Below are 15706 nucleotides of genomic sequence, written 5' to 3'. Positions count from 1 at the left end.
TGGGCGAGGGGCCACAAGTATAGGTGTTGGGGCGGTTTTGCCCGTCGGCGTCGCGCGGACGCCCGAGCTGCGTGAAGCAAATATTAACCATTGATTAACATATTTAGGGTCAAAACGAGACTTATGTCTCATTTCTGGCCGGTCCTGTTCAGTCCGCACGTAATGGCGGGGTGAGAGGGGATTGTTGGGGGACCGGCGGGAGCCGGGTTCTGTCACAGGGGCACTACCGAGGTTGTCCGAAGCGTGTCGGCGAGTCCGACCGCGCGCGGCCTCATACCCACAGGTCCTTCTTGTCGCTTGGCCAAGCGCGCGTGCGCCGGCTGGGCGTCCGCATTTCCCGACGATGACGCAGTGAAGTGGGAGCGCCGAGATGGCCACAGGATCTGGATACCAAAATACCAATGCGGCAATGTCCGGAACCCGCTCCGGTGCGTTTCGCTTGCGGCAGCTCGCGCCGATGGCATTGGCCTGCCTGCTCCCGATGGTGGGCATCGCGCCCGCGGCGCAGGCCCAGACGGTCAGCGCCACCAATGGCCTGTCCTGCCTGGCTGATCGAATGGACAACCCGACGAACCTCGGGTGCACGGCCAACGACTTTTCGCACATCGTGACCGCGGAGGCGATCAGCGCCCCAGCCACGTGCGCGGCGGGGTCGGAGATCACGGTCAGCGTGCAACTCACGCTGCAGTCCAACTCCACGGACCGCTACGACCTCGGTCTGTTCATGGGAGAGGACGGCAACAATCCCGCGCAACTGGGCGGCATGTGTTCCGTGGCGACGTTCCCGGAATCCCCAGCGCCATTTGCCGATCTGGATGCGGGTACCCAGCCAGCCGATACCTGCGGCGACTTCAACGCCAACGGGTCTACGACCGTCACCATCCAGAACGTGAAGCTGACCTGTTCCGCAGGGGCTGACGGCAAGCTGGTCATGCCGTACACGCTCACTTACAGCCAGAACACTGGCGGTGTCTGCACCGGCCCCGGCGTCGTTCGCGCCGGAACCACTTCCAAGTGCACGGGTGGCATCGCATCGGTTAGCAACGTCGAAGTGGTCGGTCATGTGGACGTCACCAAGCAGACCCTGCCCGACGCCGCCCCCGACTCCTTTGCGTTTACCGCCGTCGACGGTCCAAACACCTCTCCGAGCAGCTTCAGTCTGGTCGACGGAGGCACGCAGCGTGTCACCACGACCTTTGGTGCGACAGGCTCCAGCGTCACCATCGACGAGAACGTGCCGCTGCATTGGCGTTCCAGTGTTGCCTGCACCAGTGGCAACGTGGATACCACCGGCCAGGCCAACGGCACTTTCATCGCCAACCTGACCTCCGCAGCGCCCGCCGCGAACTGCACGGTGACCAACACCAAACGTTCGAGGATCACCTTGGTCAAGAACGTCGTGGGCGGTCGCAACAACGCGGCGGACCAATTCACCGTTTCCGGCACCGGCGGCGGGACGCTCACCAACAGCGGCGACGTCACGATCCCGGCGCCCGTCTCCGCCACCACGAGTGGCACGGGTACGACCGCGTCGGTGACGTTCTATTCATCGCCGGGCAGCGGGCTGACCCTGACCGACGCAATGGCCGCCGGCAGCGTGTCCACCTTGGCCGACTACACGCCCACCTATACGTGCACCAACGCAACCGCAGGCAGTCCGACCTCCATGCCATCGGGCAACGGCGCAACCTTCGGCTTGACCCCAGCGCCGGGTGACGACATCACCTGCACGTTCACCAACACTTTGATCACCAGGGCGTCCCTGACCCTGGACAAGCGTCTGGTCTCGGGCGGCGGTTTCGACAGTGCTGGCGACGTGCTCCAGTACGCCTACGACGTGACCAACTCGGGCAACGTCACCATCAGCGGTCCGATCACGGTCAGCGACGACAAAATCGCCAGCGTGACTTGTCCGGCGGGCGACTTGGCGCCGGGCGCGATGATCACCTGCACCGCCAGCTACACCGTGAGCCAGGCCGACCTCAACAACGGCTCGGTGACCAACATCGCGACGGCGGCCGGCAGCTTCAACAGCCAGCCGGTGACCTCGAACCCGGACACCGTAACGGTGGAGGCACTGCAGGAGCCGGCGCTCACACTGGTGAAGAACGCCATCTCGGGTGATGCGTACGCCGCCGCCGGCGACGTGGTGCAGTACGAGTACCTGGTGACCAACTCGGGCAACGTTGCGATCACGGATCCGATCACGGTGGCCGACGACAAGACCTCGGTCACCTGTCCGGCACTGCCGGGTGGCGCGCTGGCACCGGGTGGTTCGATCACCTGCACGGCCAGCTACACCGTCACTCAGGCTGACGTGGATGCCGGCGCGGTGACCAACGTCGCCACCGCGACCAGTGGCACCGTGAATTCGAACCAGGCCACGGAAACCGTGAGTGCGACCCGCACCCCAACCCTTGGACTGGAGAAGACCGCCTCGCCGCTGGTGTATGCCGCCGCAGGCGACGTGATCAGCTACAGCTACCTGCTGACCAACACCGGCAATGTCACGCTGTCGGCGCCGTACACGGTGGCCGATGACAAGACCACGGTGACCTGTCCGGCGACGCCGGGCACGCTGGCCCCCGGCGGCACGGTGACGTGCACGGCGACCTACACCATCACCCAGGCCGATGTGAACGCCGGCTCGGTGACCAACATCGCAACCGCCAGCGCCACCTTCAATAGTGCGGCGGTGAATTCGGCGCAGGACAGCGCCACGGTCACTGCCACCCAGACGCCTGCCTTGAGTCTGGACAAGCGCCTCGTCTCCGGCGGTGGCTTCGCTGCCGCGGGTGACGTGATCCAGTACGCCTACGACGTGACCAACTCGGGCAACGTGACCATCAGCGGTCCGATCACGGTCAGCGACGACAAGATCGCGACAGTGAGCTGCCCGGCGGGTGACCTGGCGCCGGGCGCGGTGATCACCTGCGCCGCCAGCTACACGGTGACGCAGGCTGACCTCAACAACGGCTCGGTGACCAACATCGCGACCGCGGCCGGCAGCTTCAACAGCCAGCCGGTGACCTCCAACCCGGACACCGTAACGGTGGAGGCACTGCAGGAGCCGGCACTCACACTGGTGAAGAACGCCATCTCGGGTGATCCGTACGCCGCCGCCGGCGACGTGGTGCAGTACGAGTACCTGGTGACCAACTCGGGCAACGTTGCGATCACGGATCCGATCACGGTGGCCGACGACAAGACCTCGGTCACCTGTCCGGCACTGCCGGGTGGCGCGCTGGCACCGGGGGGGTCGATCACCTGCGCGGCCAGCTACACCGTCACCCAGGCTGACGTGGATGCCGGTGCGGTGACCAACGTCGCCACCGCGACCAGTGGCACCGTGAACTCGAACCAGGCCACGGAAACCGTGAGTGCGACCCGCACCCCAACCCTTGGGCTGGAGAAGACCGCCTCGCCGCTGGTGTATGCGGCCGCAGGCGACGTGATCAGCTACAGCTACCTGCTGACCAACACCGGCAATGTCACGCTGTCGGCGCCGTACACGGTGGCTGATGACAAGACCACGGTGACCTGTCCGGCGACGCCGGGCACGCTGGCCCCCGGCGGCACGGTGACGTGCACGGCGATCTACACCATCACCCAGGCCGATGTGAACGCCGGCTCGGTGACCAACATCGCAACCGCCAGCGCCACCTTCAACAGTGCGGCGGTGAATTCGGCGCAGGACAGCGCGACGGTGACCGCGACGCAGACGGCGTCGATGAGTCTGGTGAAGACGGCCTCGCCGCTGGTGTATGCCACCGCAGGCGACGTGATCAGCTACAGCTACCTGCTGACCAACACCGGCAATGTCACGCTGTCGGCGCCGTACACGGTGGCCGATGACAAGACCACGGTGACCTGCCCGGCGACGCCGAGCACGCTCGCCCCGGGTGGCACCGCAACGTGCACCGCGACTTACACCATCACCCAGGCCGACGTGAACGCCGGTTCGGTGACCAACGTCGCGACCGCGAGGAGCAGTTTCAACGGAGCGCCGGTGGCGTCCAACCAGGACGATGCGACGGTGACCGCGACGCAGACGCCGGCCCTGACCCTGGATAAGCGCCTCGTTTCCGGCGGTGGCTTCGCTGCCGTCGGTGACGTGATCCAGTACGCCTACGACGTGACCAACTCGGGCAACGTCACCATCAGCGGTCCGATCACGGTCAGCGACGACAAAATCGCCAGCGTGACCTGTCCGACGGGCGACCTGGCGCCGGGCGCGCTGATCACCTGCACCGCCAGCTACACGGTGACGCAGGCCGACCTCAACAACGGCTCGGTGACCAACATCGCGACCGCGGCCGGCACCTTCAACAGCCAGCCGGTGACCTCAAACCCGGACACCGTGACTGTTGAGGCACTGCAGGAGCCGGCGCTCACACTGGTGAAGAACGCCATCTCGGGTGATCCGTACTCCGCCGCCGGCGACGTGGTGCAGTACGAGTACCTGGTGACCAACTCGGGCAACGTTGCGATCACGGATCCGATCACGGTGGCCGACGACAAGACCTCGGTCACCTGTCCGGCACTGCCGGGTGGCGCGCTGGCACCGGGTGGTTCGATCACCTGCACGGCCAGCTACACCGTCACCCAGGCTGACGTGGATGCCGGTTCGGTGACCAACCTGGCGACCGCAACGAGCGGTACCGTGAGCTCCAACCAGGCGACCGAGACCGTGAACGCAACCCGTTCGCCGTCCCTGGGTCTGGAGAAGACCGCCTCGCCGCTGGTGTATGCCGCCGCAGGCGACGTGATCAGCTACAGCTACCTGCTGACCAACACCGGCAATGTCACGCTGTCGGCGCCGTACACGGTGGCCGATGACAAGACCACGGTGACCTGTCCGGCGACGCCGGGCACGCTGGCCCCCGGCGGCACGGTGACGTGCACGGCGATCTACACCATCACCCAGGCCGATGTGAACGCCGGCTCGGTGACCAACATCGCAATCGCCAGCGCCACCTTCAACAATGCGGCGGTGAATTCGGCGCAGGACAGCGCCACGGTCACTGCCACCCAGACGCCTGCCTTGAGTCTGGACAAGCGCCTCGTCTCCGGCGCGGGCTTCGCTGCCGCGGGTGACGTGATCCAGTACGCCTACGACGTGACCAACTCGGGCAACGTGACCATCAGCGGTCCGATCACGGTCAGCGACGACAAGATCGCGACAGTGAGCTGCCCGGCGGGCGACCTGGCGCCGGGCGCGGTGATCACCTGCGCCGCCAGCTACACGGTGACGCAGGCTGACCTCAACAACGGCTCGGTGACCAACATCGCGACCGCGGCCGGCAGCTTCAACAGCCAGCCGGTGACTTCCAACCCGGACACGGTGACCGTGGAGGCGCTGCAGGAACCCGCTCTGGCCCTCGACAAGCGCGTGGTCTCCGGAAACCCGTACGACAGCGTGAGCGACGTCGTTCAGTACGCCTATGACGTCACCAACACGGGCAACGTGATCATCACCGATCCGATCACGGTCAGCGATGACAAGATCGCAGCCGTCAACTGCCCGGCACTGCCGTCGGGTGGCCTGGCCCCGGGCGCGACGCTCACGTGCACGGCCAGCTACACGATCACGCAGGCCGACATCAACAACGGCTCCGTGACCAACGTCGCAACGGCCTCCAGTGGCACCACCCAGTCGCCGCCCGATACGGTGACCGTGACCGCCACCCAGCGCCCGGCCCTGTCGCTCGACAAGCGCCTGCTGTCCGGCACCACGGTCACCGCGGTTGGCGACGTGATCCAGTACGCCTACGACGTGCGCAACACGGGCAACGTCACCATCACCGGCCCCATTACGGTCAGCGACGACAAGATCGCCACCGTGGCATGCCCGGCCGGTGACCTGGCGCCGGGAGCGATGCTGACCTGTACGGCAAGCTACACCGTCACGCAGGCCGACCTCGATGCGGGCTCCATCACCAACATTGCCACTGCGAGCGGCACCTTCAACGAACAGACGGTTACCTCCAACCAGGATTCCGTCACCGTGGAGGCGCTGCACGAAATGGCGGTGGTGCTGAGCAAGGTCGCCGCCAAGCGTGAGGTCCGCGTGGGCGACCTGGTGCGGTTCACCGTGGTGGCACGCAACGTGGGCCCCGGGCCGGTGGTCGATGCCACCCTGGTCGATACACCTCCGCGCGGCTTCACCTTCGTGGAAGACTCGCTGACCGCTGACGACGAGAATGACAACGTGGTGGTGAGCGGCGTCGACCCGATCCGAATCTCCGGTGTCGACATCGCCACCAACGGGACTGCCACCTTCGTGTACTTCCTGCGAGTGGGCGCCGGCGTGGGCCATGGCACGCACATCAACCGCGTCATCGCCGTGGACCCGACCGAGCACACCATCAGCAACGAGGCTACGGCCGAAGTGGTGATCATTGGCGACCCGATGCTGGACGAAAGCCTCATCGTCGGTACGGTCTTCGACGACCGCAACAGCGACGGCATCCAGCAGCCGGGCGAGCGTGGCATCCCGGGCGTGCGCATCGGCTCCGTGGAAGGTCTGATCATGGAAACCGACGCCTTCGGTCGCTACCACCTGGTGGGCATCGATGGGGGTGACTTCAGCCGCGGCCGCAACTTCATCCTGAAGGTGGATGCGAGCACCCTGCCGGTCGGCACCGTGTTCACCACCGAAAACCCGCGCGTGCGTCGCATCACCCCGGGGGTCCCGGCGCGGTTCGACTTCGGCGTGAAGTTGCCCAAGGGCGAGATGAAGGGCGGGCGACAGGAGCTGGATGCCGAGTTGGGCGAAGTCATGTTTGATTCGCGCTCGTCGGCCCTCAAGGCCCAGTACCTGCCGGTCATCGACAAGGTCGCCGACAAAGTTCGTGAGTACAACGGCGGACGCATCGTGATCACCGCCAAGGCCGAGGAAGAGTCGCTGGCCTATGCCCGAGCCCGCGCGGTGCAGGATGCGTTGAAAGCAAGGCTCGACCCGGCGCTTGCGGATCTCGTGGTGGTGGATGTGGTGGCGGATACATCCGGGACGATGGTGCGCCTGGATCGCGGCATCAACCTTGGCACCTTCCTGTTCGACACCGACAAGTCCGTGATCAAGCCGCAGTACCGCGGGCTGATCAAGGAAATCGCTGACGACCTCAATCGAAGGGGGCGCGGCGCGATAGGGCTGGTGGGCCACGCCGACATGCGCGCTTCAAATGAATACAACCGATATCTGGGCCTGCGCCGATCCAAAGCGGTGTTCGACGCGATTCTGGCCCAGTTGAATCCGGAAGTCAGGCAGCGCGTCCGTGTCGACATCTCCGACGAGATCGATGCCGAGACAGGCGTGGGCGACCGCTGAGGATATGACCATGAAGATCAAGATGAAGCTTCTGGACATGACCCTGATCGGTCTGTTGTCCGCAGGTGTGGCCTGGCCGGCCGTGGCCCAGGACGCCTCGAACGGGGCGTCCACCACGGGCGGTGCCGGCGCCCAAGGCGCGCAGTGTCCCGACGGAGTCTGCGACGAAGAGGACGTGCTGGTCTTCCGGGTGCGAACCCGCGGCGAAGAGCGCCCAGTGGCACAGGGTGAGGATTCTGGCGCCCTCCAGCAGAACCGCCGCGTTGACGTCATCCGCGAGGACGCATTGCCCGGTTCGGCGCGGATTGTCGGCAAGTTCCAGATCGACCTGCCTGGCGGCGGTTTGATCTGGGCCACCGAAGACCCGACCCTGGGCCAGCCCATCCTCAACGTGCAGGCGGGCTCGACCGTGCCGTTCGAAGGTGGCCGCATCGTCGAGCCGCTGCGCTTCCACGGGTACACCAACTACGCCTCCTTCATCGATCGAGTGGAGGTCACCCTTTACCGCGGCGATGACGTGGACCGCGTCACGCCCCTGGCGACGATCACGTTGCCAGTGGCCAACGTCTCCGAGAAGGACTGGGACGGTGCATTGCCCGCTGGCCTGAACCTGCGCGCGGGTGACGACCTGCTGTACGTCGCCCGCGCCTACGGCAAGGACGGCAACTTCGACGAGACCGTTGGCCAACGGATCCAGCTCGTCACGCCGGAGCAGCACAAGCGCGGCCTGCAGCAGATCCGCGACACGGTGCAGCGCACGCTGGGCATGTCGATGGAAGAGAGCGCGGCCCGCAACCGCCAGGTACAGGATGCGATCTACGGGCGCAGCAACCTGCGTATCCAGAACATCCCGATCCATGGATCGCGGGTGCGCATCTTCGGCCGTGACGTGCCGGCCAACATGCTGCTGACCATCGACGGGCAAAACTTCCCCGTCGACCAGGAGCGCAAGTTCGTCGCCGAGTTCCTCGAGCCCGTCGGGCAGCACCGCTACAACGTGGAGCTGCGCGAAGGCGCCACCGCGACCCAGCATTCGCTGGACGTCAACGTGACCGGCGAGTACCTGTTCCTGGTCGCACTGGCCGACGTTACCTTGTCGGACAATGACGTCAGCGGCAGTGTTGAGCCACTCGCTGCGGGTGACCGCTACGACGACAGCTTCATCACCGATGGGCGCCTGGCCTTCTACCTGAAGGGCAAGGTCAAGGGTAAGTACCTGATCACCGCGCAGGCGGATACCCGCGAGCGCGAGCTCCGCGACCTGTTCGACGACTTCCACGAAGCCGACCCGCAGGACGTGTTCCGTCGCCTTGACCCGGACATGTACTACCCGGTCTATGGCGATGACTCGACCACGTACCGCGATGTCGACACGCAGGGCAAGTTGTATGTTCGCGTGGATTGGAACCAGAACCAGGTGCTGTGGGGCAACTACCACACCGGTATCACCGGCACCGAGTTCGGCCAGTACAACCGCTCGCTGTACGGCGCTGCGCTGAACCTGCGCAGCAACGGCACCACCATGCTCGGCGACCCGAAGAGCGAGCTGCGCGTCTTCGGCTCCGAGGCGGAAACCGCGCCGGGCCACAGCGAGTTCCTTGGTACTGGCGGCAGCCTGTACTACCTGCGGCACACGGATGTGCTGCCAGGTTCGGACAAGCTGGTGCTGGAAGTGCGTGATCGCACCACCGGCCGGGTGGAGGCCCGCGTCGACCTGCTGCGCGGCGCGGACTACGAGATCGACGAGCTGCAAGGTCGCGTCATCCTCACCCGTCCGCTGGCGCAGGTGACGCGCGAGAACGTGCGTACCTTGACCCGCGATGCGCCGCTGGATGGCTTCCAGCAGGTCCTGCTGGCCGACTACGAGTATGTCCCCGCCGGTTTCAACAGTGATGACGTGACCGCGGGCGTCCGCGGCCGCCAGTGGCTGGGCGACAATTTCGCGGTCGGCGGCACCTACGTGGAGGAGAGCCGCGGCGGCGAGGACTACAGCTTGAAGGGGGTCGACATGATCCTTCAGGCTGGTCGCGGCACGTACCTCAAGCTGGAACAGGCCCGCACTGAGGCCACTGCGGCGCCGATCTTCTATTCGGACAACGGTGGCCTCAGCTTCGTGGAGCGCAACCCGACTGTCGGTGCCCGCGAGGGTGACGCGAAGTCGGTCGAGGCCCGCGCCAACTTCAAGGAACTGGGCTGGACCGAGCACGATTGGAGCGTGGGCGCCTGGTGGCGCGACATCGACGCCGGCTTCTCCGTGGCGCGCTTCGATTCCGGCGTGGACATCCAAGAGCACGGTGCGGAGATCCTGGGCTACTTCACCGAGGCGATGAGCATGTATGCCCGTTACAGTCGGGCGGAGCGTGGATTCGAGGCCTTGGAACAGGCCCAGGCCACCCTTGACTGGCGCGTGACCGAAGACGGCCGGTTCGGTGCCGAACTGCGCAGGCTCAAGGAGGAACGCCTCTCCGGCGACGTGGACGCGATGCTTGCGGCCATCAGCTACCGGCACCGCTTCAACGCCGCGCTGGAGGTCTACGGCATCGGCCAATACACGGTCGATGACGACGACGGCGCCTATGACCGCAACAACCTGCTGACCCTGGGCGCGCGCTACCTGTTTGGTGACCGCTCCAGTGTCGGTGCGGAAGTCAGCAGCGGCAGCCGCGGCCATGGTGGCAAGATCGACGCCGAATACCGGATGAGCGCGGACCACACCCTCTACGGTGCGTACAACTACAGCACCGACAGCACCGAGCGCGATCCGCTGTTCAACAGCGGTCTGCAGAACGGCTGGACCCTTGGCCAGCGCTGGCGCCTGTCCAACCAGGCGACCATGTTCAACGAGAGCCAGTTCCTGAAGGACCGCTACACCGGCGCGTCGGGCATCGCCCATACCTTCGGCATGGATTTCTACCCCGCGGTTGGTTGGAACATGGGCTTCACGTTGATGGACGGCGAACTGGAGGCGGTATCCGGCGGCCAGGTGGACCGTCGCGCCTACAGCGTCAGCGGCGGCCGCACCGATGCCCGCACCCAGTGGGCCAGCAAGCTGGAATACCGGCGTGACACCGGCGCGGAGGAGCGCAAGCAGTGGGTGACCACCAACCGCCTGTTCCACAAGATCAACGAGGACTGGCGCATCGCCCTCCGCGCCAACTATGCCGATACGCAGGACGACCAGAGCCCGCTGGCGGACGCCAAGCTGGCCGAGGTCAATGCGGGCTTTGCATGGCGCCCGCATGACAACACCCGCTGGGCGCTGTTCGGCCGCTACACCTACCTGTACGACCTGGTCAGCCTGGGCCAGGACGAGGCGCCGGACGCATCGTATGACGACGATTACGACCAGAAGAGCCAGGTCCTGTCGTTCGAAGGCATTTACCAGCTCGACGACAAGTGGGAACTGGCGGGCAAGCTGGCCAGTCGTTGGGGTGACTACCGCATGGGCCGCAACACCGGCACGTGGCTGGACAGTCGCGCCAACTTCGCGGCCGTCCAGGTCCGTTACCACCTGATCCACAAGTGGGAAGGCATCGGCGAGTACCGCTGGCTGGACGTCAAGGACGGTGGTCGCCGGCAGGGTGCCCTGCTGGGGCTGGACCGCCACATCGGCGAGAACTTCAAGGTTGGGCTTGGCTACAACTTCACCGATTTCAGCGACGACCTGACGGACCTGGAGTACGACAACAAGGGCTGGTTCCTGAACCTGACCGGTTACTACTGACCGGCAGGCAGGGCTTGGAAGCACGGGCAGGGCCGCGGGAAACCGCGGCCCTGCTGGTTTCTGGCCCCCGGCGAGGCCAATTCCTACGCCCCCAAGCGGTCCCCCCTGATAGTGGCGAGCGGCCCGGTATACTGCAATGGCGATCACCGGGCATGCCGGTGACAACTATAGGAAACAACACTCATGGCACGTGGCATCAACAAGGTCATCCTGGTCGGCAACCTCGGCGACGACCCCGAGACCAAGTACACCCAGGGCGGCATGGCCGTGACCAAGGCCCGCGTGGCCACCACCAGCGTCCGCAAGGACCGCGACGGCAACCAGCAGGAGCGCACCGAGTGGCACCGGGTGACGTTCTTCGGCAAGCTGGGCGAGATCGCCGGCGAGTACCTGCGCAAAGGCTCGCAGGTGTACGTGGAAGGCAGCATCCGCTACGACAAGTACACCGGCCAGGACGGCGTGGAGCGCTACTCCACCGACATCATCGCCGACGAGATGCAGATGCTGGGTGGTCGTGGCGAAGGCCGTGGCGAGCCGCGCGCGGAGCGCAGCGAGCGCCCGTCGCGCCCGCCCATGCGCCAGGAGTCGGCGCCCCGGCGCGAGGCGCCGCCGGCCCGTGAGACCAACTTCGCCGACGACTTTGCGGATGACGATATCCCGTTCTGAAGCCTGTCGGACAAGGCCCGTGCGTTATGCCTCGAAAGCCCGCTCTTCAGCGGGCTTTCGCTTTTGGCGCCTTTGAGTAGCACTGCCGCGACGGTCGATTCCACTTTCCGCGCACCCAATCAGACCCGTCGTCGGATCTGTGCACCAAGTCACGCCCAGCTCGCGGCACAGGGCTTCGCAGGGGTCGTTCGAAATTTTCCCACCGCCACAAGGCGGCTGCACCTGCGATCTGCGGTAGCCTGAGCGCGCTCACGCCATGGCCTGGGACCTGGGGCGGCGGTCCGCCTGGCGCATGGGAGCACCAATCACAATTGGGGAAAAGGGAGTTGGAATGAGGAAAATTGCAGGGGCGGCGGCACTTGCCGCCATGGTGTGGTCTGCGGTCGCAATCGCCGATGGGGTGGATGTCTCGGCGTATGTAAAGAGGGATCAGTTCAAGACGATCGAAATCTCGCCCAAGGGGGATTACTTCGCGGCGACGGTTCCCTTGGATGATCGGACCATCCTCGTCGTGATGCGACGCAGCGACAACAAGGTCACCACCAGTTTCGCCCTTGGGCGGAACACGCATGTGGAGGACTTTACCTGGGTCAACCACGAGCGCCTGCTCATTTCCGTTTCGGAGAAGATGGGCGCTCTCGCTGAGCCACGTGGCACCGGGGAAATCTACGCCATCAATGCGCAGGGTGGCGGAGCTGAAATACTGGTTGGCCAGCGCGTCCAAGGCAACGGTCTGGGAACAAAGATCCAGCCTCGGAAAGTGGAGATGGTCGCAGCACGCCTGGTCGACGATCTTCCTGCCGATGACAAGAACGTCATCATCGCCGTCTTTCCGTTCAGCGATGATCCGTTTACCCGTGCCGAGCGGATGGACGTCTATACCGGCCGGCGTACGCCGGTGGCGAACGCACCGGTCCGCAATGCGCACTTCGTGACCGACAACGCGGGCGAGGTACGGTTCGCGCATGGGTTTGGCGTGGACAACCGCTGGAAGCTCCATTACCGCGACGCCCGGGGCGACGATTGGCGACTGGTCAATGACGAGGCGGTTTCCGGCACCGCGTGGCAACCCATTGGATTCTCCGCCGACAACGCCATCGCCTACTTCGATGCCGTCCAGGAGAGTGGGCCCAATGCCGTGCTGGCCTACGACACCGCCACGGGCAAGACCACGCAGGTCTTGCGCGATGCCGTTGCGGATCCCGCACGACACCTTTACGCCCAAGGGAGGCCTGTTGGCGCCGTTTTCATGGATGGCAAGCCCAAGCTTGCGTTCTATGATGAGAAGGAACCGCGCGCACGCCTCTACCGGGCCCTCGAGGCCGCCCTCGCGCCCGACCCTGTGAGGATCACTTCCGAGACCGACGACGGCCGATTCGCGCTGGTCGAGACCTGGAGTGACCGCAGCCCAGGCGACTTCTATCTGTTTGATACCCAAGCCAAGAAGATGTCGCACCTGCTGAGTCGACGCAGCTGGTTTGATCCGGCCAAAATGTCGGAGATGCGGCCGTTTTCGCTCGCGGCACGGGACGGCCTGAAGCTGCATGGTTATCTCACGTTGCCGGCGGGTCGGGGCGAGCGGAACCTGCCGCTGGTGGTCATGCCGCACGGCGGACCCTACGGCATCCAGGACCACTGGGGGTTTGACGACCAAGTGCAGATGCTTGCCGACGCAGGCTATGCGGTCCTTCAGCTCAATTTCCGCGGTTCGGGCGGGTACGGCAAAGCATTCCAGGAAGCAGGCGCCCACGAGTGGGGCGGGAAGATGCAGAACGACCTCACCGATGCCACGCATTGGGCAGTCGCCCAGGGGTACGCCGACTCCAAGCGCATCTGCATCTACGGCGGCAGCTACGGCGGCTACGCTGCGTTGATGGGGGCGGCCAAGGAGCCGGACCTGTACCGTTGCGCAGTGGGGTACGTGGGCGTTTACGACCTGCCGGCCATGCAGAAGGAGGATGCGCGCAACAGCAGTCGCGCCGGTAGGTGGTCCGCTGAGTGGGTAGGTGACCTGGCGAGCCTGGCCGCCGTGTCACCCAACCGAATGGCGGAACGCATCAAAGTGCCGGTGTTCCTTGCCGCGGGTGGCGAGGACGAAGTCGCCCCCATATCGCACTCGAAGATGATGGAGGCGGCGCTGGTCAAGGCGGGAGCATCGGTGGAGACGTTGTACTACCCCAACGAAGGGCATGGCTTCTATCTGGAGACCAACCGCGCGGAGTATGCCCGCAAGCTCCTGGCTTTCCTCTCGCGTCACCTGGGCGGTGGCGTGGCGACGGCACCGACGGAAGGCGCGAAGGGCAAAGCTCCCTGACCCTTGGCGCATGGGCAATGCAAAAAAGAAACGGCGCCTTGGGCGCCGTTTCTCTTGACTCGGTAAGAAAAGCCGATCAATCCTTCACGAGTCGCTTCAACATCGGCGTCGCCAGGAACAACAACACAGCCGCGCCCAGCCCGATCCACATCATCTTGGTGAACACCCCGCCATACACCGCCAACGCCTCCGCACGACTGGCTTCGGGGGCGATCTCCGCCCAGGTGCCCATGCGGCCGGCGATGATTTCGCCGAAGGCCGAGAACAGGAACCAAGCGCCCATCATCATGCCCACCGCGCGCGGGATCGATAGCGAGGTCACCGCCGCCAATCCGACCGGCGACAGCACCATCTCGCCCAGCACCAACACGAAGTAAGCAAGGATCATCCACCACAGGCTGACCGTGGCTTCGTCACCGGCATTGGCCGAGGCGAACGCAAGCACGCCGAAGGCCAAGCCACAGAACAGCAGGCCCCAGGCGAACTTCGCCGGGTAACTGGGGTTAAGTCCGGCCTTGTCCAGCCGCGGCCAGATCCACGCAAACACCGGGCTCAACGCGATCACGAACAGCGCACCGATCGCCGTGGTCTGGCCTGCCGTCCACTCGATCCCGAACGTGGTGCGGTCCATCACGCGGTCGGCCATCGCCACCCACGGGCCGTAGGTCTGCTCGTACAGGCCCCAGAACAGGGCGCTGACCGTGATCAGCGTCATCAGCATGATCATGCGACCCTTCTCGGCGTGGCTGATGCCCGAGAACAGCAGTCGGATGAACCAGATGTACAGGCCCGCGCCGAGCAGCACCGCGACGACTTCGGTCAGCGTCACCTCATGGCCGCCGAACAGCGCGGACAGGGGGCCGAAGTTGATACGGGTCTGCAGGACCTGCCACACCACCACGGTGAGCAGCAGACCGCCCAGGTAGATGGCCCATTCGCGCGACAGGCCCGCCAACACGGGCGCCCTCAGCAGTGCCGGATCCGCGGGTTCCGCATGCCCGAGCAGGTGCTTCCGGCCCCACAGGAACTGCACGAGGCCCAATGCCATCATGATGCCGGCCAACGCGAAGCCATAGCCCCAGCCGATCTTTTCGCCAATCCACGCCACGATCAGCGAGGAGAGGAAGGCGCCCACGTTGATGCCCATGTAGAAGATGGTGAAGCCCGAATCGCGGCGCGGGTCATTGGCGGGATACAACCGGCCGACGATGGTGGAGATGTTGGGCTTGAGGAAGCCCACGCCGACGCCAATCAGCGCCAGGGAGAAATACATCACCTGCACCGCGAAGGCGTCCTGCTGCCCGGCACCCTGCGAGCCCGCGGCCGCGTGGCCCGTGTACGCCATGCCCAGCTGGCCCAGCACCAGCAGCGCGCCACCGAACACCACTGCCTTGCGCATGCCCAGGTACTTGTCAGCCAGCAGGCCGCCCAGCAGCGGCAGCGCATAGGCCAGACCGGCGTACGTGCCCAGCAGCAGGTATCCGTCGGTATCGCTGAACAGATGGTGCTTGGTGAGGTAGAGGAACAGCAGGGCCTTCATGCCATAGAAGGCGAAGCGCTCCCACATTTCAGTCAGGAAGCAGACGTAGAGGCCCTTTGGGTGGCCCATGAACTCGCCCGTAGAGGGCAGGGGTGAGGCAGTGGTGGCAGTCACAAGGGGCTCCGGGCCAGA

General features: G+C 65.2%; 5 protein-coding genes. 4 read left to right on the top strand and 1 reads right to left on the bottom strand.

What is annotated here, in order from left to right; genetic code table 11:
* The first annotated feature begins 409 nt into the window (after window positions 1-409).
* The 4 genes from AC3ARF_RS11180 to AC3ARF_RS11165 all read left to right on the top strand — a co-directional run bounded on the left by AC3ARF_RS11180 (window position 410) and on the right by AC3ARF_RS11165 (window position 14034).
* Complete coding sequence (locus AC3ARF_RS11180; protein ID WP_498927937.1) at window positions 410-7330, top strand: CLIPPER-2 domain-containing protein; 6921 nt, start codon at window positions 410-412, stop codon at window positions 7328-7330.
* Between the two features lie 10 nt (window positions 7331-7340).
* Window positions 7341-11054, top strand: coding sequence for a TonB-dependent receptor (locus AC3ARF_RS11175; protein ID WP_498927935.1), 3714 nt, complete (start codon window positions 7341-7343; stop codon window positions 11052-11054).
* 183 nt (window positions 11055-11237) lie between these two features.
* Window positions 11238-11720 carry a single-stranded DNA-binding protein gene (gene ssb, locus AC3ARF_RS11170; RefSeq protein WP_036139205.1) on the top strand — a complete coding sequence of 161 codons (483 nt, stop codon included), beginning with the start codon at window positions 11238-11240 and terminating at the stop codon, window positions 11718-11720.
* A gap of 331 nt (window positions 11721-12051) precedes the next feature.
* Window positions 12052-14034, top strand: a complete 1983-nt coding sequence (locus tag AC3ARF_RS11165; RefSeq protein WP_498931845.1) for an alpha/beta hydrolase family protein — start codon at window positions 12052-12054, stop codon at window positions 14032-14034.
* A 76-nt stretch (window positions 14035-14110) separates the two neighbouring features.
* Here AC3ARF_RS11165 and AC3ARF_RS11160 read toward each other — a convergent pair whose 3' ends face one another.
* Window positions 14111-15643: a peptide MFS transporter gene (locus AC3ARF_RS11160; RefSeq protein ID WP_498927933.1), complete on the bottom strand. Its 1533-nt coding sequence runs from the start codon at window positions 15641-15643 to the stop codon at window positions 14111-14113.
* Between the last annotated feature and the right edge of the window lie 63 nt (window positions 15644-15706).

This window comes from Lysobacter sp. KACC 24251 (genome assembly GCF_057747755.1).
This window is presented reverse-complemented; position numbering and strand designations above follow the sequence as displayed.

What these genes read in the sequence shown, in the direction of transcription:
- AC3ARF_RS11180 (WP_498927937.1), top strand. Translation starts at nt 410, where the DNA reads ATGTCCGGAACCCGCTCCGGTGCGTTTCGCTTGCGGCAGCTCGCGCCG.
- AC3ARF_RS11175 (WP_498927935.1), top strand. Translation starts at nt 7,341, where the DNA reads ATGAAGATCAAGATGAAGCTTCTGGACATGACCCTGATCGGTCTGTTG.
- ssb (WP_036139205.1), top strand. Translation starts at nt 11,238, where the DNA reads ATGGCACGTGGCATCAACAAGGTCATCCTGGTCGGCAACCTCGGCGAC.
- AC3ARF_RS11165 (WP_498931845.1), top strand. Translation starts at nt 12,052, where the DNA reads ATGAGGAAAATTGCAGGGGCGGCGGCACTTGCCGCCATGGTGTGGTCT.
- AC3ARF_RS11160 (WP_498927933.1), bottom strand. Translation starts at nt 15,643, where the DNA reads ATGGGCCACCCAAAGGGCCTCTACGTCTGCTTCCTGACTGAAATGTGG.